The sequence below is a fragment of the Novosphingobium umbonatum genome (genome assembly GCF_004005905.1).
Taxonomy (GTDB): Bacteria; Pseudomonadota; Alphaproteobacteria; order Sphingomonadales; family Sphingomonadaceae; genus Novosphingobium; species Novosphingobium umbonatum.
On the sequence record NZ_SACO01000001.1, the window covers coordinates 133753 to 155973 of the forward strand.

The following is a 22221-nucleotide window of genomic DNA, read 5'->3' on the forward strand; positions in this document are numbered from 1 at the left end:
CACAAACCCAAGAGGCTGCACAATAGACGCAAAATTAAGGCTTCCCGACTCGCTTGATTTCCCATTCCAGCTCGACGCCGGATTGTTCCTTCACCCGCCGGCGGACTTCCTCGCCCAGCGCTTCGATCTCCGCGCTGGTGGCCTCGCCAGTGTTGATCAGGAAATTGGTGTGCTTTTCCGAAACCTGCGCCCCGCCGATGGTGAGGCCACGGCAACCGGCCTTGTCAACCAGTTCCCATGCCTTGCCGCCATCGGGGTTCTTGAACGTGCTGCCGCCGGTCTTGCTGCGCAGGGGCTGGCTCGCCTCGCGGCTTGCGCTGATGCGGTCCATCTCGGCCTGAATGGCGGCCGGTTCGCCCGCTACCCCGCGAAAACGGGCGGCCACAACAAAACAGCCATCCACCAGATCCGAATGGCGATAGGTATAGCCCAGTTCCGACAGAGGCAGAGTAGCGATCTCGCCCGAACGGATCACCACGTCGCAGTCGATCAGGATGTCCTTCACCTCGCGCCCATAGGCCCCGCCGTTCATGCGGACAAAACCGCCCACGGTGCCGGGGATGGAACGCAGGAATTCAAGCCCCGCAATGCCATGGTCCCGCGCGGTGGAAGATACCAGAATACCGCTGGCCCCGCCGCCGCATTCCAGAGTCAGGTCTTCCACCTTGCGCACCTGCGCAAAGGCCTTGCCCAGACGCACCACCACGCCCGCAACCCCGCCATCGCGCACGATCAGGTTGGAGCCCAAGCCCAAGGCCATCACCGGCACCGGCGGGGGCAATTGCTCTAGGAACTGGCACAGATCAGCGGTATCCTTCGGCTCGAACAGCCATTCCGCGCAGCCGCCGCTCTTGAACCACACCAAGGGGGCCAGCGGCGCATTGGCCGTCAGCTTGCCCGCCACCTTGATCTGGCCGACTTCGGGAAAGCTCATGCGCCCGCCTTTACCTTGGCAATGGCATCGGCCAGACCGGCTGCCCATTTGGTAATGTCGCCCGCGCCAAGGCAGACCACCATGTCACCATCCTGCACCACAGAAGCCAACTGGCTGGCCAATTGCTCGGCCCCGCTGGTCAGATGCGCGCTGCGATGGCCGCGATCCTTGATGCCTTCGACCATGGCGGCGCTGTCCACGCCCTCGATCGGCTGCTCGCCCGCGGCATAGACGGGCGCTGCATAGACAATATCGGCATCGTTAAAGGCGGCGGCGAAATCCTCCATATGGTCGCGCAGGCGGGTGAAGCGATGCGGCTGCACCACGGCGATCACGCGCCCCTTCACGCCTTCACGCGCAGCGGCCAGCACAGCGCGGATTTCCACCGGATGATGGCCGTAATCGTCGATGATCGACACGCCATTCACCTCGCCCACCTTGGTAAAGCGGCGCTTGACCCCGCCAAATTTGGCAAAGCCGGTGCGGATGATCTCGTCCTCCACGCCCATTTCCACCGCCACGGCCACGGCAGACAAGGCGTTCTGCACATTATGGCGGCCCGGCATGGGCAGATGAATATCCTCGATCCGGCGGAAGCTGCCATCGCGCTGGCGCAGCACTGCGGTGAAGCGATTGCCACCGGCAACCGGCGTCACCGCTTCGCCGCGCACGTCGGCTTGGGCCGAAAAACCATAGGTGATCACGCGGCGGTCGCGCACTTTGGGGATGATCGCCTGCACCACGGGATGGTCGATGCACAGCACCGCCGCGCCATAGAAAGGCACATTTTCGATGAATTCGACGAAACATTCCTTCACACGGTCAAAACTGCCGTAGTGATCGAGATGCTCGGGGTCGATATTGGTAACCACCGCAATCGTGCCATCCAGACGCAGGAAGGAGCCATCGCTCTCGTCGGCCTCCACCACCATCCAGTCGCTGGCGCCAAGGCGCGCGTTGGAGCCATAGGAATTGATGATCCCGCCATTGATCACGGTCGGGTCCACCCCGCCCGCATCCAGCAAGGCAGCGATCATGCTGGTAGTCGTGGTCTTGCCATGCGTGCCAGCCACAGCCACGGTGTTTTTCAACCGCATCAATTCGGCCAGCATTTCGGCGCGGCGCACCACGGGGATACGCGCCTCAAGGGCAGCCACCACTTCGGGATTGTCACGCTTGACTGCGGTAGAGGTGACCACCACCGCCGCATCGCCCACATTCTGCGCCGCATGGCCGATGAACACGGTGATGCCACGGCTGCGCAAGCCTTCGACCACGTAGCTTTCCGCCATGTCCGAGCCCTGCACCCGATAGCCCAGATTGGCCATCACCTCGGCAATGCCGGACATGCCAATGCCGCCAATACCCACAAAGTGGATAGTGCCAATGTCCGTTGCTACGCCCTTCACGCGGTTTGCTCCTGCATTCTTGTCTGTTTTTGTCCGCCCATGCGAATCACATCCATCAAAGGCGCCTGACCAAAACTTTCCACCAGATCGGCCAGATCCTGCGCCGCATGGGGGCGGCCGCAATTCCATGCGGCATGGGCGGCATTGGCCAAGGCTTCGGGGCTCTTGGCAATGGCCTGAATCTGTTTGGCCAGTTCGACGGCGGTAAACTTTTCCTGACGGATCGCGCGCGCGCCGCCGGTTTCGACCATCTCCGCCGTGTTAGCGGCCTGATGGTCGTCGGTGGCAATCGGCAGCGGAATCAGGATGGCAGGGCGGCCCACAGCGGTCAGTTCGGCAATCGTGCTGGCCCCTGCGCGCCCGATGAAAATATGCGCATCGGCAAGGCGGGTCGCCATATCTTCAAAATAGGTGCCCAATTCGGCGGGAATGTCATGCGCGGCATAGCGTTCACGCACGGCGGCAATGTCTTCGGGGCGGCATTGCTGGGTCACCTGCAAACGGGTGCGCAAGGCGGGCGGCAACATGGCCAAGCCATCAGGCACCACTTCTGACAGCACCCGCGCGCCCTGCGAGCCGCCGGTGACCAGCACCCGCAGCAAGCCATCGCCGGTGAAAGCAGGGAAAGGCTGTTCACGCAATTCCAGCACTTCGGCGCGCACCGGATTGCCCACCAGATAGGTCTTGCCCAGATGGCTTTGCTCCAGACGCTGCACCTCGGGATAGGCGGTGGCAATCGCCTGCACCCGACCGGCAAGGAAGCGGTTCACGCGGCCCAGCACGGCGTTCTGTTCATGGATCACCGCCGGAATACCCGCAGCGGTCGCCGCCAACAGCGCGGGCAAGGCCGGATAGCCGCCAAAGCCGATCACCGCGCTGGGTTCAAATTCGCGGAAGAAATCCAGCGCCAGATTGCGCCCCGCCCAGATCGCGCGCAGCCCCTTGATCCAGCCAATCGGATTCTTGCCCTGCAAACGCCCCGCAGGCAGCACATGGGCGGGCAGATATTCCGGCTTACCCGGAATGGCAGCGCCCCGCTCGTCGGTGATTAACGCCACCTGATGGCCGCGCGCCACCAGTTCGGCGGCCAGCGCAAAGGCGGGGATCAAATGGCCACCCGTGCCCCCTGCGGCCAGAACATAATGGCGGGAAACGTCAGGCGTGGACTGCATGCTCATTTGAACAGGCTCATAATAGTGGGCAAAGCCCCTTTCGGCGTGAAAGGGTCAGCCTTCAAATAGGGATTACGCCGCGTAATGGCGAGCAGGAATCCGACGGTCATGCACAAAGCCAACGTGGAAGAACCGCCATAGGAAATGAGCGGCAGCGTCATGCCCTTGGAAGGGAAGAGTTGCAGGTTCACCAGAATATTGATGAAGGCCTGCCCTCCCAATTGCGCGATCAGACCGCCTGCGGCCAGCACGGCGAACAGGTCATCCTCGTCCCCCAGACGCACCAGCACGCGGGCGACCATGGCGAAATAGATCACAATGATCAGACCGCACATCCACAGGCCGAATTCCTCACCCACCACCGAGAAAATATAGTCGGTATGCGCTTCGGGAAGGCCCAGCTTGCGCGTGCCCAGCCACAGGCCGGTGCCCGTCCAGCCTCCGGCCACCAAAGTGCGATGGGCCAGATCCACCTGGTCAAACGAACTTCCGCCGCCAAGGAAAGCGTCGATACGGTGACGGCCATTTTCATATAAGGCGTAAACCAGCCCGATCACCACCGGCACCGCGCCCACAATGGCCAGAATGATGCGCGGCGGCAGGCCCGCCATCACCATCATCACAAACCATACGCCCGCAAACAGCACGGTCGAACCAAAGTCGGGCTGGAGCATCAGCAAGACCCCCACCAGCGCCATAATCCCCGTGCAGATCCATAGCACCGGCATTTTGGGATCGCGCAGTCGCCAGGACAGGATCCATGCCAGCGTGATGGCAAAGGCTGGCTTCAAAAATTCCGAAGGTTGCAGCGAGACGCCAAAATGCAGCCAGCGCTTTGCACCATTCACCGTGCTGCCAACAATCGGCACCAGCATCAATCCGCCCAACATGGCAAAGCCCAACAGAATGCCCAAACGCCGCGCATTCTCGCGGCTGAGGCGGGAGGCGGCGATCATGGTCACCAGACCGGCGGCCTGCCATCGGATTTGCAGCCAGAAGAAATGCGCATCATCCAGATGCTCTTTCGCGGTCGACAGGCGGCGCGCGCTGGCCGGACTGGAGGCCGCCACCGCCACCGCGCCAATGCCCATCAGGATCAGCACGAAGAACAAAAGCACACGGTCAATCTCGCGCCACCACACCACCCAGTCCGAATGGCGGGTGCGGCGCGGGCGCGAGGCGCTGCGCGAACCGGGCACATAAGGGGCTGGCCCTGTTTCGGCGGGCAGGCTGGCCATCAGTTGCTGGTCCCTTCACCGGCACCAGTCATCACCGCCACCAATTGACGGAATGCATCGCCGCGCGCCTCATAATCACGGAACTGGTCAAAACTGGCGCAGGCAGGCGAGAGCAGCACGACATCCCCCGGCTTGGCCGCCGCAATGGCCAGACGGATCGCCTCGCTCATCATCTCCGCCCGTGTGGTGGGCATAACGGGGGATAGCAAATCGGCAAACAGAGCGCCGGCATCGCCAATCGTATAGGCGGCGGCGACATGGCCGTAATAGGCCTCGCATTCGTCCAGAGTGTCGCCCTTGGGCAATCCGCCCACAATCCAGTGGATGCGGCGATGCCCGTCCACCGGCGGCCATGCGGCCAGCGCAGGGGCAGTAGAGGCAGGATTGGTGGCCTTGGAATCGTTGACGAACAACACGCCATCCACTTCCGCCACGCGCTCCATGCGATGCGGCAGGCCGACAAAGCTTTTCAGCCCCGCCTCGATCGTCGCGTCATCCAGCCCCAAGGCGCGCACAGCGGCCACAGCGGCGGCGGCATTCAAACGGTTATGCGGCCCCTGCAGGCTGGGCCATTCGGCCTGATCACCAGGCAGATCAATGCCGTTCAAAAACTGGAACGGCTGCCCATCGGGGGCAAAGCGCAGGACATCATCCTCGATCTCGGCGCGGTAATCGACAATCGCCAGATGGCCGATGGCCTGCATTCCGAACAAACGCGCCTTGCTGGCCGCATAGCCCTCATAGCCATCATAGCGGTCCAGATGGTCGGGCGAGAGATTGAGCACCACCGCCACTTCGCAATCGAGCGAATGGGTCAGGTCGATCTGATAAGACGACAGTTCCAGCACATAGACCCCGCCGTCGGGTAAAGGCTGCTGGCCCAGCACGGGCAGGCCGATATTGCCGCCCATCAGCGCGGGCACACCGGCCTGTTGCAGCAGATGCAGCGTCAATGCCGTCGTCGTGGATTTGCCATTGGTGCCGGTAATGCCCACCACGCGATGGTCGGGCAAAGCGGCGCGGGCCTGCGCGAAAAGCTCTATATCGCAAATCAGCGGCACATTGGCCGCGCGCGCCGCATCGGCAATCGGGTGGCGGTTGATCGGCACGCCGGGCGAGACAACCACGCCTGCAAAGCCGTTCAGGTCGATCACGCAGGGATCGCCAAATTCCACCGCATCGCCATATTCGGTCGCCACGGCCGCGCGCGGCTCTTCCTTGGCGTCCCAAGCGGTGACCTTGGCCCCGCCCGCCACCAGAGAAGCCACCGCCGACAGCCCGCTGCGCGCCAGCCCCAGCACGGCATAGCTTTTACCTGCAAAGGCGCCGCTGGTGATCATCGCACTTTCAACGTGGCAAGGCCAATCAGGGCCAGAATGATCGACACGATCCAGAAGCGGATGACCACGGTGGGTTCGGCCCAGCCCTTCTGTTCAAAATGGTGGTGGATCGGCGCCATGCGGAACACGCGCTTGCCGGTGCGCTTGTACCAGAACACCTGAATGATCACCGACACCGCCTCCAGCACGAACAGACCGCCCACAATGCCCAGCACGATTTCATGATGGCTGGCCACCGCAATCGCGCCCAGAGCGCCGCCCAGAGCCAGACTGCCGGTGTCACCCATAAACACAGCTGCAGGCGGCGCGTTGAACCACAGGAAGGCCAGACCCGCCCCCATGATCGCCGCGCAGAAAATCGCCAGATCGCCCGCGCGCGCCACATGGGGAATGCCCAGATAGGCGGCATAGTCCACGCGGCCCACCAGATAGGCGATGATGGCAAAGGTGCCCGCCGCGATGATCACCGGCATGGTGGCCAACCCGTCCAGACCATCGGTCAGGTTCACCGCATTGCCCGCCCCCACAATCACAAAGGCGGAAAACACGAAATAGAGCGGCCCCAGCGGCACATAAAGCTTGCTGAAGAAGGGCAGATAAAGGTCGGTGCGGCCAATATGGCTGACCATGATCCAGCTGGCCACGCCCGCCACCACAAATTCGGCAATCAGACGCGCACGGCCCGAAACGCCAGCGGTCGAACGCTTGGTCACCTTGTCATAATCGTCGAGGAAGCCGATCATGCCAAAGCCCGCCGTCACCGCAATACAGGCCCAGACCAGCGGATTGGACAGGTCCATCCACAGGATCACCGAACCGATCAGCGAGATCAGCATCATCAAGCCGCCCATGGTCGGCGTGCCGCGCTTGGCCAGATGGGTCTTGGGCCCGTCCTCGCGAATGGGTTGCCCCTTGCCCTGCTTCATACGCAGCATGTCGATAAAGCGCGGGCCGATCACCAGACCGATCAGCAAAGCCGTGGCCAGAGCCGCTCCGGCACGGAACGTCTGATACCGGATAAGGTTGGCCACTCCGGGGAAGTGGAAGAATTGGGCAAGCAAATAAAGCATGGACGCCGATCAGACCCGTTATTGTTTGGCAAGGCTGGCGACCAGACGGCCCAGCCCCACAGAATTCGATCCTTTGACAAGCACGGCATCGCCCTTGGCCAAACCGAAATCGGTCAGCGCCACGATGGCCTCGTCAGCGGTTGAGCAATGGGCGAAGGGGATGGCCTTGCCAAGAGCGGAATCATCGCCTTTCCGCAACTCATCGGCCAGAGATGCCATTTCAGCCCCCACCAACAGCACATAATCGACCTTGGCCGCCGCCAAAGGCTCGGCCAGAGCCGCGTGCAAGCGCGGACCAAAATCGCCCAGTTCCTTCATTGCGCCCAGCACGGCAATGCGCCGCGTCGCCTTTTCCTGCCCCAGCACCGCCAAAGTGGAGCGCATCGAGGCCGGATTGGCATTATAGCTTTCATCGATCAGCAAAGCCGTGCCGCCATCGGAAGTGGCCACATCAATCCGCGCACCGCGACCGGCCATACCCTGCATCTCGGCCAGAGCCAGCCCCGCCGCGCCCAGATCGCCGCCCACCGCGCGCACCGTGGCCATCACCGCCAGCGAATTGGTCACCCAATGCTCACCCGCAGCCGCCACCGTATAGCACAGGCGAATATCGCCCAGATCAGCCGTCACCAGCGTCCCGCCCAGCATACCGGGCAAAGCGTCGAGCAAGCGCACATCGGAACCCATGGCCCGACCAAAGGTCACCACCTTGGCGCCCCGCGCCAGAGCAGCGGCGCGCAAACGCTCGCAATAGGGGCTGTCGGCGGGGATAACCGCCGTGCCGCCTTCGACCAGACCTTCGAAAATCTCGGCCTTGGCGTCGGCAATCGCCTCTTCGCTGCCCAGATTCTCGATATGGGCGGGGGCAATGGTGGTGATCACTGCCACATGCGGGCGCACCTGCGCGGTCAGGCCGCTGATTTCGCCCGCGTGGTTCATGCCCATTTCGAAAATGCCATACAGGCTGCGCACCGGCATCCGCGCCAGACTGAGCGGCACGCCGACATGGTTGTTATAGCTTTTCACCGAACGATGCGCGCGGCCCATGCTGGAACGGTTGAGCGCGGCAAAGATCGCCTCTTTCACGCTGGTCTTGCCCACCGATCCGGTGACGCCAATGATCTTGGTCTCGGGCAGGATACGCTCGCGCGCGGCTTTGGCCACGGCTTGCAATGCGGCAAAACTGTCCTTCACCAGAATATGGGGCTGATCGATGGGATGTTCCACCACAGCGGCGGTGGCGCCCAGTTCGAAAGCCTTGGGAATGAATCGGTGGCCATCCATCGCCTCGCCGCGCATGGCGAAGAACAGGCCGCCTTCCACAATCTCGCGCGAGTCCGTGGCCGCGTTGGAGACAAGGAAATCACCGCTGGCCTTGCCACCGGTGGCCAAAGCCAGTTCCTGCGCGCTCCACAGATAGCGCGGCGCCTGATCCTCGGCCCAGACCGGCCATGCCAGAACAGATGCCAGCGCGGGGCTCTTGGCCTTGCGCGCCTTGCCAGCGGCCGCCGTTTTGCCTGTGGCAACGCTCTTGCCCTTGCCGCCAGCCTTGCCGCCGCCCGATTTCGCCTTCGCCACCATTACGCCACCTCTCCGGCGCATTCACGCGCCACGGCACTATCATCAAAGGGCAGAACCCGCATATCGGCCCCACGGCCGACAATCTGGCCTTGCTCATGGCCCTTACCGGCGATCAACACAATATCGCCGCCTTGTGCCAATTGCATGGCATGGGCAATCGCGGCACGACGATCCCCAATATTCTGCAAGGCCCCCTGCGGCGCGCCAGCCAGAATGGCGGCACGGATCGCGTCAGGGTCTTCCCCGCGCGGGTTGTCGTCGGTGACAATGGCCACATCGGCATGGGCAGCGGCAATTGCCCCCATCTGCGGACGCTTGCCAGCATCGCGGTCGCCGCCAGCACCAAACACCACGATCAACCGCCCACCCTGCCCCAGATGCGGGCGGAGAGCCGCAATCGCCGCCTCCAAGGCATCGGGCGTATGGGCATAATCGACATAGGCGGGCGCACCGGCGCGGTTCAGCCCTGCGCGCTCCAACCGCCCCCGCACCGGCGAGAGGCGCGATAGAGCATCCCACACCACATCCGGTTTGATCCCGCTGGCCAGCGCCAGACCTGCCGAGACCAGCGCATTGGCCGCCTGATAAGCACCGATCAGCGGCAGGTTGATGCTGCGTTCGATGCCTTCATGCGCGATATGCAGGGTCTGGCCCAAAGCGGTGGGTTCACGCCGCAAGAGGCGGATCGCCTCGCCCTGTTCGCCCACGCTGATGATGTGCAGGCCCCGCGCCTTGCCATGGGCGATGGCGCGATCCGACCATGCATCATCGGCCCAAACCACGCAGGCCCCGCCATCTTCGACCACTTCGTCGAACAGGCGCATTTTGGCGGCGAAATAGTCCTCCATCGTGGCGTGATAATCCAGATGGTCGCGGCTGAGATTGGTGAAAGCGCCCGCCACCACGCGCGGCCCCTCGCTGCGATATTGGCTCAGGCCATGGCTGGAGGCTTCATAGGCCACATGGGTCACGCCCTCGCGCGCCAAACCGGTCAGATTGCCAAGGAAGGTGACAATATCGGGCGTGGTGAGGCCGGTATAGGTCACTTCCTGCGCGGTGGTGATGCCCAGAGTGCCGATGGAGGCCGAGCGCTCACCCGCGCGGTGCCAGATCTGGCGCACCATTTCGACCGTGCTGGTTTTGCCATTGGTGCCGGTAACGGCGACCAGCGTGGCGGGCAGAGGCGTGTAGAAACCGGCCGCCAATTGCGCAAAGGTGCGACGGGGATTGGCATCGGCAATATGCAGCGCGCCTTCCACCTTCGCCTCGGGCCGCGCCACCACGGCAATGGCGCCTGCGGCCACGGCGGCAGGAATGAAATCCTCGCCATTCACGCTGGCGCCAACAAAGGCGCCGAACACATTGCCCGGCGCCGCACGGCGGTTATCAATGGCAAAACCGGTAACTGGGGCATCCCCCCCAACCTCCGGCCTGCCTGCGGCTTGCAAAATTTCGCTCAGCCTCATTCGCCTTCTCCATTGGCAATCAAGGGCGCAATGTCGCTGATATCAATATCGCGGCTAGCATCCGGCATTACCCCCAGCAGCGGCCCGATGCGCGGGATCACGCGGCCCACCACCGGCGCTGCATTCCATGCGGCGGTGCGCTGGAAACTGGTGGCGGCATTGGCCTTGGGTTGATCCAGCGTGGCAATCACCACATAGCGCGGGCGGTCCATCGGGAAGGCCGAGGCAAAGGTCGCCACCACCTGATCACGGTGATAGCCGTTCTTGTCGGCCACTTCGGCGGTGCCCGTCTTGCCCCCCACGCGGAAACCCACCGCATTGGCGCTTTTACCCGTACCCACATCCACAATCGAGCGCAGCAATTGGCGCATACGCGCGCTGGTCGATGCCTGCCACACGCGGCGACCGGCAGGGGCCTGACCCGGCTCCACCTTGTGCAAGGTGGCCGGACGCCAGATCCCGCCATTGACCAAAGCGGCATAGGCGCTGGCCAGATGGATCGGGGTGATGGTGAAACCATGGCCATAGGAGGCGGTAACAGTCGTCACCCGCGACCACACGCCATTACGATCCCCGCGCGGCCAGCTGGGGCGGCCCTTGGCGGGCAGTTCAATATAGGGCCTTTCGTTAAAGCCCAGAGCCTGCAAAGTGCTCTGCATCTTCTGCGAGCCGAGCTGATCCCCCACCTGCGCCAGCACGATGTTGGACGAGTGGATCAGCGCCTCGATAATATTGAGGCTGGCGCCGTAGGTCTCGTGGTCATGCACGGTAATACCGGCAATTTCCAAAGGCTTGTCCGCCGGATAACGCTTGCCCAGATTGGTGATCAGACCCGCATCAATCGCCGCGGCCACGGTGATCGGCTTCATCACGCTGCCCAGCTCATAGGTCTGGTTGGTGGCGCGGTTGAAAATATTGGCCTGCTTGGTGGGATCGGCACTGTCGGAAATATCTTCTGGACGCAGGGCATTGGGGTTGAAGCTGGGCAGCGAAGCCAAAGCCAGCACTTCGCCCGTATCCACGTCCAGCACCACGCCCGCCGCGCCTTTGGCCTGCGCGCGGGTCATGCCCCACAGCAATTCATCCTCCAGCGCGCCCTGAACGCGGGCGTCGATGGACAGCACCGCAGGCGTGTTGCGCGTGGCCGGATCGGTCAACTGGCGGTTGAACACCGCCTCCATACCCACCTGTCCCACGCCCTTGGAATCGACATAGCCAAGGATATGCGCAGCCAGCGTGCCTTGCGGATAGAAACGCTCGGCCTCACGCGGGAATTCCAGCGCGGGTTCGCCAATGGCGTGGATGCGGTTGGCATCCTCGGGCAGGATGCGGCGGCGCAGATAACCTGCCTTGCCCGAGGCGAGGCGCTGGGTCAGTTCGGCCACATCCTCATCGGGGAAGATGCGATGCAGCGCCATGGCCACTTCGGCAGGGCTATGCACCAAGGCGGGGCCATCGCCCATCGCATGCGGATTGAACCAGAGCGAATAGGCAGGGAAAGCCCGCGCCAAAGGCACGCCATTGCGATCCAGAATATCGCCACGTTCGGTAGGCGCTGCCGCCGCATCGCCATCGGGCCGCGCCGGATCGGCCATGCCCAGATAGGTGATCCGCACCAGAGCGATAATAAAGATCAGCAGGAAGGCCAGCAGCACCCACAGCCCCCGCTTGCGCGCATCGGTCAAAGCTTGCGAGCGCACATGCACCAAACCCGGCCGTCCCGCAGAGACGACCGTGGCGATGGAGGCCCGAGCGGCCAGATGGGGGCGATGGGCTGTGCTGGCAGAGTTCATTCGCGATGTCCTGCACGGGCGCCCAATTGCGCCAAGTGATCAGAAAGTTCCGATGGTTTCAAACGCTTAACAGATTTGACCGGTTTGTCATCCGCCTCACCGGCATGGGCGGCAATATCCAGCACCGCGCTACCCTGCTGCGCCAAAGCGGGCATCAGGCGGGTTTCGCTGCTCACCGCCTCGGCCGAGGCCACACGGATGGGCGAAGGCGCGTCCACGCTGCGCGGTTTACCCAAAGCGGCCAACTGGCGTTCATTTTCCAGATATTGTTCAGCCTTGGGCGCCTGATAGCCAAAGTCCACCTGATTGAAGGCCTGCAATTGCTGCTGGCTGGCGCGGGTTTCAAACTCGGTTTCCAGAAACAGCTTTTCCTGCTTCAACCGCGCGATTTCGCGGTCGGCCAGATGCACCTGCGACTTCACCGCATTGACGCGGAAAGTCAGCAGCATCACCAGCGCGAAACAAATGGCCAAAGCCACACCCCAACCGATGATATGCATACGATCACGGGTCAGATTCATGACGCACTCCGGATATTGGCGGCAGCATGGGTGCGCGTGGCGTAACGCAAAGTCGCGGAACGGGCGCGGGGGTTGCGGGAAAGTTCGGCCTCGCCAGCGCGAATGGCCTTGGAAATCTGTTCAAATGCTGCAGGCGCGGCGGCCGGCGTCACCGGCACATAGCGGGACACGGCGGCCTTGGCACCGCTGGCATCCTTCAGGAATTGCTTGACGATGCGGTCTTCCAGACTGTGGAAGCTGACCACGGCCAAACGACCGCCAGCGGCCAGCAGGCCCTCGCTGGCCGCCAGCAGGCCTTCCAACTCGCCCAATTCGTCATTCACATGGATGCGGATCGCCTGAAAGCTGCGGGTGGCGGGGTCTTTCGGCATGCCCGGCTTATGGCCCAAGGCGCGGCGGATCACGCCTGCCAGTTGCGCCGTAGTTTCCAGCGGACGCGCCGCCACAATCGCGCGGGCCACGCGGCGCGATTGACGCTCTTCGCCATAGGTGAACAGCACATTGGCAATCACCTCATCCTCGGCCGTGTTGCAGAAATCGGCGGCGCTGGGGCCTTCCTGACTCATGCGCATATCCAGCGGGCCATCGCTGCCAAAGGCAAAGCCGCGCTCGCGCTGGTCAAGCTGCATCGAGGACACGCCGATGTCGGCCACAATGCCATCCACCGGCCCCACGCCCGCCTCGGCCAGAGCGGCGGCGATTTCGGAAAAGCGGCGGGGGTGCAGGATCAGGCGATCGCCATAGGGCTGACCCCAGACTTGCGCGGCGGCAATCGCATCGGGGTCGCGGTCGAACGCGTGCACCGTGGCGCCCGCATCCAGCAGAGCGCGCGTATAGCCGCCCGCGCCCAAGGTGCAGTCGACGATCACCTTGCCCTCGGCAGGCGCCAGCGCGGCAATCACCTCGTCCAGCAGCACGGGAATATGCGGGGCGTCATGCGGGATGGCGTCGAGAAGGCTCATTTACGCCCCCTTCCGCCGCCGGTCGCGGCAAAGCTGGCGCAGGAGGCCTGCGGGCCGATCCATTCTGGGCCGGTCTGTTCGTTCAACACGTCGGGCGACCAGATGGTGAAATAATCGAGCGTGCCATGGATATAAATCGAATCACTGATCCGGGCCTGTTGTTTGAGATGCTGCGGCAGGATGAATCGCCCCGATCCATCGAAATTGACCTTGACCAGCGAACCGAACAGAAGGGCGCGCTTGCTGCGTTGGGAGGGCAGGCCATTGGCCATGGCAGCAGCGTGTTCGGCGCGGATTTCATCGGCCAGTTGTTGGCTATAGGACGTGCCGCAAGCGATCAGGCAGTCCCATTCCTCGTGTTTTGCAACCAGCATTTCGGTCAGATTGCCGCTGGCTTCGCTCACAATCTTGCGGATATCGGCGGGCAGGACAAAGCGCTCCTTATCGCCCTTCGGCGAGAAGCCCTGCCCCATATAAATGACCGGAAATCCAGTCACCCCACCATACCCCGCTATGCGAAAGCCCCCACACCACGGACAAAGCTTCGCTGACGGCGGGACGCGAAGGCGTCGGCACCGGGCATCCGCAGATGCGCCACGAAAACTCTTTCCGAAGCCTATCCATACCGCGACACATACGGGCAGGGAAGCCACAATGCGGGAAAATCTGCCACTTTATGCGCCGGAAATGGGTCTACCTTGTTTTTTCTAGGCTTTTTTGTCCAAGCTCTAAGGGGTCAACGAGAAAACCAAGGGCAAAACCATAAGTAATGTCCTGTAATTTGGAACGATTGCATGGCAAGATTCGCCAGAAGCCGCCCCATTCCCACAATTTCCCGCAAGGTTGGCGCCATTCGCGCCCATCTGTCCCGCAAATTCCCCAACGTGATTCTCGGGCAGAACCACCAGATCTGCGCCAAAACGCAAAAAGCCTGCGCAAGTGGCAGGCTTTCCCGATTCGGATGGATTCGCTGATGCGCTTTTTTAAGGCGCGCTACGCGCCGCCCCCGCCCGCTTGGCCGACAGAGCCTCAGGCGAAGGCACCACCCCAATATCGGCCAAGGGATCGCTGGTGCCGCTGCTGGTCGCCTTGGCGGAAACCGCCTGCGCCGCGTCATTGCGCCGCGCCTGCTCCATAATCACATTGGCCAAACCCACCAGCAACAGCATCAGCGACAGGCCAAACAGGCCCACCTGCAAACGCTGAACCATATGCGCGCGCACTTCCCGCGGATTGCGGTCCAAAGCCGGGTCCAGCAAAGGGCGATGCATAGGAGGCATGACCCTTGTTTACCCTATTATGACAGCCAGGGGAAGACCGGTAAGCCTTTGCTCTCCAGCCACGCGCGGTTGTAGAGGGTGGAGAGATAGCGGAAGCCGGTATCGCACAGGATCGTAGCCACGCGGGGGTTGGCGCGGCCTTCGGCCACCAGCTTGCGGCCCAAAGCCACAGCGCCAGCCACATTGATGCCGCTGGACAGACCCAAAGCCAAACCTTCTTCCGACAACAGGCGACGCACCCATTCCAGACCTTCCTCGTCGGAAATGCGGAATTGGGTGTCGATGGGCGCGCCATCCAGATTGGCGGTGATTCGCCCCTGCCCGATGCCTTCGGCCACCGAATTACCCTCGGCCTTCAACTCGCCATGGGCATAGAAATTATACAGCGCCGCGCCATGCGGATCGGTCAACGCGATGGTGATATTTTCATCAAAGGCCTTGAGGCCAAGGCCAGTGCCCGCAATCGTGCCGCCCGTGCCAGCGGCGCAGGTAAAGCCATCGATGCGGCCTTCCAACTGCTCCCAGATTTCGGGCGCGGTCGATTCGATATGGGCGCGGCGGTTGGCGATATTGTCAAACTGGTTGGCCCAGACCGCGCCTTCCGTCTCCTCGGCCAGACGGCGCGAGGTATGCACGAAATGGCCCGGATTGCTGAAAGGCGCCGCCGGCACCAGCACCAGTTCGGCCCCCAGCGCGCGCAAAGTGTCCATCTTCTCGCGGCTCTGCGTTTCGGGCATCACGATGATGGTTTTATAGCCCAAGGCATTGGCCACCAGCGCAAGGCCGATGCCGGTGTTGCCCGCCGTGCCTTCAACAATCGTGCCGCCAGGCTGCAACGCGCCCGACTTTTCGGCATCGCGTACAATCCACAGGGCCGCGCGGTCTTTCACCGAAGCGCCCGGATTGGCAAATTCACATTTTCCGTAAATCTCGCAGCCAGCGGCCTCGCTTGGTCCTTTAAGCAGGACGAGCGGAGTGTTGCCAATCAGGTCGAGCGAGGAAGCGCGTGCAAGTGTCATGCGCCATAAGTTAGGGCGGGCAAGCCCGCGGCGCAACGGCATTTGCCATATGCGCCGCTAAAGCCCTGCTTTGTCGTTAGGCTTATTCGGGCACGATCGTCACGCGCAGGCCGTCCAGCGCATCGGTGATCGGCAGCTGGCACGACAGGCGCGAGGTTTCGCCACGGCTGTCGGCGCTGTCGAGCAGATCGTCTTCATCGGCGCTGATCGCGGGCAGCTTGTCGGCAAAGCTGGCATCAACCTGCACATGGCAGGTGGCGCAGGAGCAACAGCCGCCGCACAGCGCCAGCATTTCGTCAAAACCGGCATCACGGATGGTTTCCATCACGGTGCGGCCGACGATGGCCTCGACTTCGGTTTCTTCACCTGCCTGATTGACGATTACCAGCTTCGGCATAATCCCGTTCCTTATCCATGCGCCTATATTGGCCCAGTGTATTCGCTTTGTGATTGCTGCTAATGCGGCATGAAGCGCTTGGCAAGCTGGCCTGCGCGGACATATGCCGACAAGGGGCTGCTTCTTATGGGTCTATCCGCAGAATTGCTAAGAGCAGGCCTTGATGACATCGCCCGCACCACCCCCGCCATTGGCGCTGCGCTGGAACGCGTTGGCTATCCCGAAACCCGCATCCGCCCGCGCGGCTATGCCACCATGTTGCGCACGATTGTGGGGCAGCAGGTTTCGGTGGCAGCTGCCAGCTCGATGTGGACCAAGCTGACCGGACTGTTGGGCGAGGACGTGCAGCCTTTCGCCTTGCTGGAGGCCGATTTCGATGCCTTGCGCGCCTGCGGCCTCTCGCGCCAGAAACAGTCCTATGCCCGATCGCTATGCGAATTGGTGCTGGCAGGGGCCGTGGATTTTTCCAACCTGCCCGATGATGACGAGGAAGCGATTGCCCTGCTGACCCGCATCAAAGGGATTGGCCGTTGGTCGGCGGAAATCTATCTGCTGTTTGCCGAAGGAAGGCCCGACATCTGGCCCGCAGGCGATCTGGCGGTGCAGGTGGGCCTGGGCAAATTGCTAGGCCTGCCAGACCGCCCCGACGAGAAAACCACCCGCGCTCTGGCCGAAATCTGGCGGCCGCATCGAGGGGCTGCGGCCATCTTTACCTGGCATTGCTATAATAACGCAGCGCTTTAATCGAGCAATTCATCAATCGCCAGCGCCAGATCCACATCCTGTTCGGTCACCCCGCCCAGATCATCGGTGGTCAGGCGAATAAACACCCAATCCCACGAATTCTGCCATTCGGGGTGATGGTCATGCTTTTCGGCCAGCATGGCCACGCGGGTCATGAAAGCAAAGGCTTGGGAAAAATCGGCAAAGGTAAATTCGCGCTGGATGCCGGTCTTGTCCTCGTCCAACTGCCATTCGGGCAGGTTTTCCAACGCTTCCTTCAAATCCGAAGCGTTCAACAATTCATCAGCCATGCAACACCCTTTAAACAACAGCCATAGTCTATCACGCCAGCAAGGGACGAAAGCGTGACTTGGCATAAGGCGTAACTTTGCCTATCGGCCAATGCCATGCAAGCTGCTTCTCTCCTCGCCCGCCATCTTGGTTGCCGTCGTGGCGACCGCTGGCTGTTCCACGGCGTGGATATCGCGCTGAGCAGCGGCGAGGCGCTGCATCTGGTGGCTCCCAATGGCGTGGGCAAATCCAGCCTGATGCGTATTCTGGCTGGCCTACTGCCCGCCTCGACGCTGGATGGGCCGCCCGCACACGTAGAATGGAACGGCGCGGTCGGTCTGCTGGATGAACGCCACGGGCTGGATATGGGGCAACCTTTGGGCGAAGCACTGGCTTTCTGGGCAAGGCTGGATGGGCCTGTGCCGCAAGATGCGCTGGCGGCTTTGGGCCTTACGCCCTTGCTCGATGTGCCGGTGCGCTATCTTTCCACGGGGCAGAAAAAGCGCGCCGCCTTGGCGCGGCTGATTGGGCAGAATGCGCCCAACTGGCTGCTGGACGAACCGCTCAACGGGCTGGATGTCGATGCCTGCGCGCTGGTGGAGGATATCATCTACGAACATTGCGCGGCGGGGGGCACCTGCATCATCGCCTCGCACCAACCGCTCAGCCTGCCCGATTTGCGGCGGATGGATCTGGCGGAGTATGCGTTATGAGCGGCGCGTTATGGGCCATTTTGCGCCGCGATGTGCTGGTGCTGCTGCGCGGCGGGGTCAGCGGCGGGGGCACTTTGCTGCCCATCCTGTTCTTCCTGTCGGTGGCGGTGATCTTCCCCTTTGCCGTGGGGCCAGACCCCAAATTGCTGGCCCGCGTGGGCGGCGGGGTCATCTGGGTGGCGGCGCTGCTGGCCGCGATCCTGCCGCTAGACCGTTTGGTAGAGCCTGACCGCGAGGCGGGCCTGTTTGACCAATGGGCCTTGCGCGGCATTGCCGAAGAATGGGTGATCGCCATCCGCATGGCCGCCCATTGGCTCAGCTTTGCTCCCGCGCTGATGCTGGCGGCCTTGCCCGCAGCGGGTCTGCTGGGGCTGAACGGGCGGGTTACCGGCCTGATCGAGCTGGGCCTGCTGGCGGGCACGCCGGGCCTTGCGGCGGTGGGCGTGATGGTGGCGGCGATGACAGCGGGGCTGAAAGGCGGCGCGGCTTTGGCGGGCCTGCTGGTGATCCCGCTCTGTGTGCCCATCCTGATCTTTGGCGCGGGCGCCTTGGCCATCGGCGGGGAAAGCGGGCTGGCGCTGACGGCGGCGGCCAGTCTGGTGCTGCTGGCGCTCACTCCCTTTGCAGGCGCGGCGGCCTTGCGCGCGGGGCGCTGAAGCCTAACCCTTCAGCGCCGCCAATTCCTTGCGCAGCGCACCGATGGTGGCCAGCGGCCCGCGGATATATTGATCCAGCACCGGCAGGCTGGACACATCAATGCCTTCGCGCTCGGCAAACAGGTCGATAATCGCCTGCGAATCCTGCAGGAACTCCCCATCTGCCAATTCGATGGTGGGGAAAGTCACCTTGTCAAAATGCGGCGCCAGATGGGCGCGGATACCCGCCTCGGCATCGTCGCCTGGGGCGAACATCCGCTCCTCCACCGCATCCTTCAATCCGGCCTCCAGCAGAAACAGCCGCAGTTTCAGGCACCACGGGCATTTGTCCTTCAGGAACAGCACCGGACGGAAGGAAGCAGTCATGGCAAAACCTCTCAATAAGGCGGTTTATGCAGGCCCTTGGGGCTGGCGGTGAATATCTCGCAGCCGTCCTCGGTGATGCCGATGGAATGTTCAAACTGCGCCGAGAGCGAGCGGTCGCGCGTTACCGCCGTCCAGCCATCGTCCAGCATTTTCACGCCCGGCTTGCCCAGATTGATCATCGGCTCGATGGTCAGGAACATACCCGCCTTCAATTCCGGCCCCGTGCCCGGCGTGCCCACATGCACCACCTCGGGCGCATCATGGAACAGGCGGCCCAGACCATGGCCGCAGAAATCGCGCACCACGCCATAGCGGAAGCTTTCCGCATGACGCTGGATCGCATGGCCGATATCGCCAAGACGCACGCCGGGCTTGGCCATCTCCACGCCGATCATCAGGCATTCATAGGTCACATCCACCAGACGCCGCGCCTTCAAAGGCACATCGCCCACCAGATACATCCGGCTCGTATCGCCATGCCAGCCATCGACCAGCGGCGTCACGTCCACATTCACGATCTCGCCATCCTTCAACACGCGATCGCCGGGGATGCCGTGGCAGATCACATGGTTGATCGAGGTGCAGCAGCTATGCGCAAAGCCGCGATAGCCCAAAGTGGCAGGCACGCCGCCACCGGCCAAGGTCATCTCGCGCACCAGATCGTCGATCTGGCCGGTGGTGATGCCCGGCCTGATAAAATCGGTCAGCGCATCGAGAATTTGCGCGGCGAGCAGCCCCGCCTTGCGCATACCGGCAAAACCTGCGGGCCCATGCAGCTTGATCGTGCCGTCACGCAGCACGGTGTCGCCGTCTTCAACGATCTGATATTGAGTCATGGCTTCCCTATACTCTACTTTGCCCGAAATGCGAGGGCAGCTTGCGGCAAAGCCTATTTCCCCGTTGCAAAGGCCGCGCGGAACTGGGGCTTGACCGCCGCCGGAACCTTGTCGGTCACCGGCAAAGTCACCTCGTAATCGCCCTCGGCATAGGGGCCTGCGGCATAAGGATCGATCAGGAAGCCGATCCGGTCAAACCCCTGTTTCTTGGCCGAACCGAGGATCACTGTCACGCTGGCCGGATCGAGGCAGGCGTCAAATTCATCGCCGCTGTTGCGGTTCACCTTGGCCCCGCGCCTTTTGGCCCTTTGCGCGTCCAAAGCGTCACAAAAGGCCGGTTGGAGGACCTTGGTAAAAGCGGCAGGCGAGGTGAACAGGTCCACCACCTTGCGCTGCTGCCCCGCCGCCTTGTCCCATAGCAGCGCCGTGGTGCCATGGTTGGGATGTGCGCCGCCCGTGTCGGAATAGACCGACGCGGAAAGGCTCAGCCATTGCGGCAGGTCAGCCACCACTTTCCAGTCCATGCCGCTAGCATAAGGGCGATAGTCAAAGCCGCTCTGCTTGGCATCCGCCGCACCTTCTTTGGCCGATTGTGCCAGATCCGCCTTCTGCTTGGCCATATCTGCCTCCAGCCAGCTTTTGAGCGCAGGGATCGCCTCGGCAGCCGCGGGGTAGCTATAGTCGAAGGCGTAGAGTTTGGTCTCTTCATGAACCTTGCGCGCCACGCCTGCCACGGGAACGGGCGGCGCAGGAGGCTGCGGCGCCGTGCCAGCACTGGATGCGGCGGCGGTGGGGGCAGTCGCCTCCCCTTTGCCACAGGCAGTCAAAACCAGCGCCGCGCCTGCCAACAATCCGATCCGCCAAGCTGCCAACATCACGCGACTCCTCAAAACATTCCACCCACTCTATCCGGTATTTTGCAGGATTGCGCGAGACTTGCTTTGGGTGAATAGAGGAAAGCATGAGCAAAAACGCCCTTTCCAGCCAGCCCGAAACCGCCACCCCTGCATTGGTCCAGCCCGACCGCGACCAGAGCGCAACGCCGATCCATCTGGTCGAAAAATCGTCCTATGAGACTTGGGCCGCAGCGCGCCAGCCCGCGCAAAGGGCCGCCTTGGCAGGGCAGAAATTCAAAGGATCGGCGGGCAGTTTCGCCGTCTATCCCGATGGCGATGGCTTTGCCGTGGTGGCGGGCGTGGAAAAGCTGGAGAGCCTGTCAAGCTGGTGCCTTGGCAAGCTGGGCGAGGCTTTGCCTGCGGGGCTTTACCGTCTGGCCAACAAGGATGTGAAGGCAGCCAAGGCCTTTATCGGATGGGCGCTGGGCCAATATCGCTTTGACCGTTACCGCAGCGAGAATGGCGAGGAAGGCCCGCGCATCCTGCTCACGCAGGAAGTGGCCGCCATCGCCCCCGCGCTGGCCGAGGCAGGCGCGGTGACTTTGGTGCGCGATCTGGTCAATACGCCGGCCGAGGATATGGGTCCTGCCGATCTGGAGCATGAGGCCGAGCGTCTGGCCAAGGCCCATCGCGCGCATATTAAAGTCACGCGCGGCGAGGCTTTGGCCGACGATTATCCCATTGTGCATATGGTGGGCCGCGCCGCCGCGCGCGAGGCTGCGCCGCGCCTGATCGAGCTGGAATGGGGCGATGAGAAAGCCCCTCGTCTGGCGATTGTCGGCAAGGGCGTGTGCTTTGACACCGGCGGGCTAGACCTGAAGCCCTCGTCGGCCATGTTGCTGATGAAGAAGGACATGGGCGGGGCGGCCCATGCGCTGGCGCTGGCAAGGCTGGTGATGGAAAGCGGACTGAAGGTCCGGCTCCATCTGCTGATCCCTGCGGTGGAAAATGCGGTATCGGGCAATGCCTTCCGCCCCGGAGATGTGCTGCGCAGCCGCAAGGGCCTGTCGGTGGAGATCGGCAACACCGATGCCGAAGGCCGCCTGATCCTTGGCGACGCGCTGACCCGCGCCAGCGAGTTCAAGCCCGACCTGCTGATCGACTTTGCCACGCTGACCGGCGCGGCGCGTGTGGCCTTGGGGCCGGACCTGCCCGCCCTGTTCACGCGCCAAGACGCCACGGCACAGGCCTTGATTGACGGCGGCATCGCGCAGGATGACCCGGTGTGGCGTCTGCCTCTGCATGATGGCTACCGCGAATGGCTCAAGTCCGACATTGCCGATCTCAACAACGCGCCCTCAGGCGGCTTTGCAGGGGCCAGCGTGGCCGCGCTCTTCCTCGACCGATTTGTGGGCGAAGGCATAGACTGGGCCCATTTCGACACTTTCGCATGGCGCCCCAGCGCCAAGGCAGGCCGCCCCAAGGGTGGCGAAGCCTTGGGCCTGCGCGCGTCATGGGCGATGGTGAAGGCGCGGTTTGGGTAAGGCCGGGCGTGAATCCTTGCGAAATGCCCGTCTTGCCGCTAAGCGCGCCGCTCTTTGCCTTTAAGGACGACGCG

Annotated in this window: 23 protein-coding genes; 4 read left to right on the forward strand and 19 right to left on the reverse strand. The window is 62.8% G+C overall.

All coding sequences use genetic code 11. The features are described 5' to 3' along the window. Positions 1-34: 34 nt before the first annotated feature. The 15 genes from murB to EOE18_RS00585 all read right to left on the reverse strand — a co-directional run bounded on the left by murB (position 35) and on the right by EOE18_RS00585 (position 16182). Entirely contained in the window at positions 35-934 is a 900-nt protein-coding gene (gene murB / locus EOE18_RS00515; protein WP_127705131.1) for a UDP-N-acetylmuramate dehydrogenase, read from the reverse strand. Continuing rightward, the gene (gene murC / locus EOE18_RS00520; RefSeq protein ID WP_127705133.1) at positions 931-2343 is read right to left on the reverse strand and encodes a UDP-N-acetylmuramate--L-alanine ligase; all 1413 of its coding nucleotides are present in this window, start codon (positions 2341-2343) and stop codon (positions 931-933) included. Before murC ends, murB begins: the two co-directional genes overlap by 4 nt. Continuing rightward, positions 2340-3521, reverse strand: a complete 1182-nt coding sequence (gene murG / locus EOE18_RS00525) for an undecaprenyldiphospho-muramoylpentapeptide beta-N-acetylglucosaminyltransferase (protein ID WP_127705135.1) — start codon at positions 3519-3521, stop codon at positions 2340-2342. Before murG ends, murC begins: the two co-directional genes overlap by 4 nt. Beyond that, a complete protein-coding gene (locus EOE18_RS00530) occupies positions 3518-4753 on the reverse strand; it encodes an FtsW/RodA/SpoVE family cell cycle protein (RefSeq protein ID WP_127705137.1) in 1236 nt (411 codons plus the stop codon). The genes murG and EOE18_RS00530 overlap by 4 nt, the downstream gene beginning before the upstream one ends. Beyond that, entirely contained in the window at positions 4753-6093 is a 1341-nt protein-coding gene (murD, locus tag EOE18_RS00535) for a UDP-N-acetylmuramoyl-L-alanine--D-glutamate ligase (RefSeq protein WP_127705139.1), read from the reverse strand. Before murD ends, EOE18_RS00530 begins: the two co-directional genes overlap by 1 nt. Continuing rightward, complete coding sequence (gene mraY, locus EOE18_RS00540; RefSeq protein ID WP_127705141.1) at positions 6090-7163, reverse strand: phospho-N-acetylmuramoyl-pentapeptide-transferase; 1074 nt, start codon at positions 7161-7163, stop codon at positions 6090-6092. Before mraY ends, murD begins: the two co-directional genes overlap by 4 nt. An 18-nt stretch (positions 7164-7181) precedes the next feature. Continuing rightward, positions 7182-8744: a UDP-N-acetylmuramoyl-tripeptide--D-alanyl-D-alanine ligase gene (locus tag EOE18_RS00545; RefSeq protein WP_127705143.1), complete on the reverse strand. Its 1563-nt coding sequence runs from the start codon at positions 8742-8744 to the stop codon at positions 7182-7184. Continuing rightward, a complete protein-coding gene (locus EOE18_RS00550; RefSeq protein ID WP_127705144.1) occupies positions 8744-10210 on the reverse strand; it encodes a UDP-N-acetylmuramoyl-L-alanyl-D-glutamate--2,6-diaminopimelate ligase in 1467 nt (488 codons plus the stop codon). Before EOE18_RS00550 ends, EOE18_RS00545 begins: the two co-directional genes overlap by 1 nt. After that, positions 10207-12003, reverse strand: a complete 1797-nt coding sequence (locus EOE18_RS00555) for a peptidoglycan D,D-transpeptidase FtsI family protein (protein WP_127705146.1) — start codon at positions 12001-12003, stop codon at positions 10207-10209. Before EOE18_RS00555 ends, EOE18_RS00550 begins: the two co-directional genes overlap by 4 nt. Then, entirely contained in the window at positions 12000-12524 is a 525-nt protein-coding gene (locus tag EOE18_RS00560) for a hypothetical protein (RefSeq protein ID WP_127705148.1), read from the reverse strand. The genes EOE18_RS00555 and EOE18_RS00560 overlap by 4 nt, the downstream gene beginning before the upstream one ends. Beyond that, on the reverse strand, positions 12521-13486 hold the full coding sequence (gene rsmH, locus EOE18_RS00565; RefSeq protein ID WP_127705150.1) for a 16S rRNA (cytosine(1402)-N(4))-methyltransferase RsmH: 966 nt from the start codon (positions 13484-13486) through the stop codon (positions 12521-12523). The genes EOE18_RS00560 and rsmH overlap by 4 nt, the downstream gene beginning before the upstream one ends. Further along, entirely contained in the window at positions 13483-13983 is a 501-nt protein-coding gene (locus EOE18_RS00570; RefSeq protein ID WP_127705152.1) for a division/cell wall cluster transcriptional repressor MraZ, read from the reverse strand. Before EOE18_RS00570 ends, rsmH begins: the two co-directional genes overlap by 4 nt. A 486-nt stretch (positions 13984-14469) precedes the next feature. Beyond that, positions 14470-14757 (reverse strand): hypothetical protein, encoded by a 288-nt coding sequence (locus tag EOE18_RS00575; protein WP_127705154.1) that lies wholly within the window; start codon positions 14755-14757, stop codon positions 14470-14472. 26 nt (positions 14758-14783) lie between these two features. Beyond that, on the reverse strand, positions 14784-15785 hold the full coding sequence (locus EOE18_RS00580; RefSeq protein ID WP_127705156.1) for a cysteine synthase A: 1002 nt from the start codon (positions 15783-15785) through the stop codon (positions 14784-14786). A gap of 82 nt (positions 15786-15867) precedes the next feature. Beyond that, complete coding sequence (locus tag EOE18_RS00585) at positions 15868-16182, reverse strand: 2Fe-2S iron-sulfur cluster-binding protein (protein ID WP_127705158.1); 315 nt, start codon at positions 16180-16182, stop codon at positions 15868-15870. A gap of 126 nt (positions 16183-16308) precedes the next feature. Here EOE18_RS00585 and EOE18_RS00590 point away from each other — a divergent pair, with 126 nt between their 5' ends. Then, positions 16309-16926, forward strand: coding sequence for a DNA-3-methyladenine glycosylase family protein (locus EOE18_RS00590; protein ID WP_127705160.1), 618 nt, complete (start codon positions 16309-16311; stop codon positions 16924-16926). Here EOE18_RS00590 and EOE18_RS00595 read toward each other — a convergent pair. Beyond that, a complete protein-coding gene (locus tag EOE18_RS00595; protein WP_127705162.1) occupies positions 16923-17216 on the reverse strand; it encodes a 4a-hydroxytetrahydrobiopterin dehydratase in 294 nt (97 codons plus the stop codon). The genes EOE18_RS00590 and EOE18_RS00595 overlap by 4 nt on opposite strands. Before the next feature lie 96 nt (positions 17217-17312). On the opposite strand from EOE18_RS00595, the gene ccmA reads away from it, so the two are divergent. Further along, complete coding sequence (ccmA, locus tag EOE18_RS00600; RefSeq protein WP_127705164.1) at positions 17313-17909, forward strand: heme ABC exporter ATP-binding protein CcmA; 597 nt, start codon at positions 17313-17315, stop codon at positions 17907-17909. Beyond that, complete coding sequence (locus tag EOE18_RS00605; protein ID WP_127705165.1) at positions 17906-18565, forward strand: heme exporter protein CcmB; 660 nt, start codon at positions 17906-17908, stop codon at positions 18563-18565. Before ccmA ends, EOE18_RS00605 begins: the two co-directional genes overlap by 4 nt. A 3-nt stretch (positions 18566-18568) precedes the next feature. Here the strand turns inward: EOE18_RS00605 and EOE18_RS00610 are convergent, their stop codons facing one another. Genes EOE18_RS00610 through EOE18_RS00620 form a run of 3 tightly spaced genes read right to left on the reverse strand, consistent with a single transcriptional unit; the run spans position 18569 to position 20642 of the window. Further along, entirely contained in the window at positions 18569-18931 is a 363-nt protein-coding gene (locus tag EOE18_RS00610) for a glutathione S-transferase N-terminal domain-containing protein (protein ID WP_127705167.1), read from the reverse strand. An 11-nt stretch (positions 18932-18942) separates the two neighbouring features. Continuing rightward, on the reverse strand, positions 18943-19767 hold the full coding sequence (gene map, locus EOE18_RS00615; RefSeq protein ID WP_127705169.1) for a type I methionyl aminopeptidase: 825 nt from the start codon (positions 19765-19767) through the stop codon (positions 18943-18945). A 53-nt stretch (positions 19768-19820) separates the two neighbouring features. Further along, positions 19821-20642, reverse strand: a complete 822-nt coding sequence (locus tag EOE18_RS00620; RefSeq protein ID WP_127705171.1) for a PdaC/SigV domain-containing protein — start codon at positions 20640-20642, stop codon at positions 19821-19823. An 86-nt stretch (positions 20643-20728) separates the two neighbouring features. Here EOE18_RS00620 and EOE18_RS00625 point away from each other — a divergent pair, with 86 nt between their 5' ends. Continuing rightward, complete coding sequence (locus tag EOE18_RS00625; RefSeq protein ID WP_127705173.1) at positions 20729-22147, forward strand: leucyl aminopeptidase family protein; 1419 nt, start codon at positions 20729-20731, stop codon at positions 22145-22147. Positions 22148-22221: the final 74 nt, after the last annotated feature.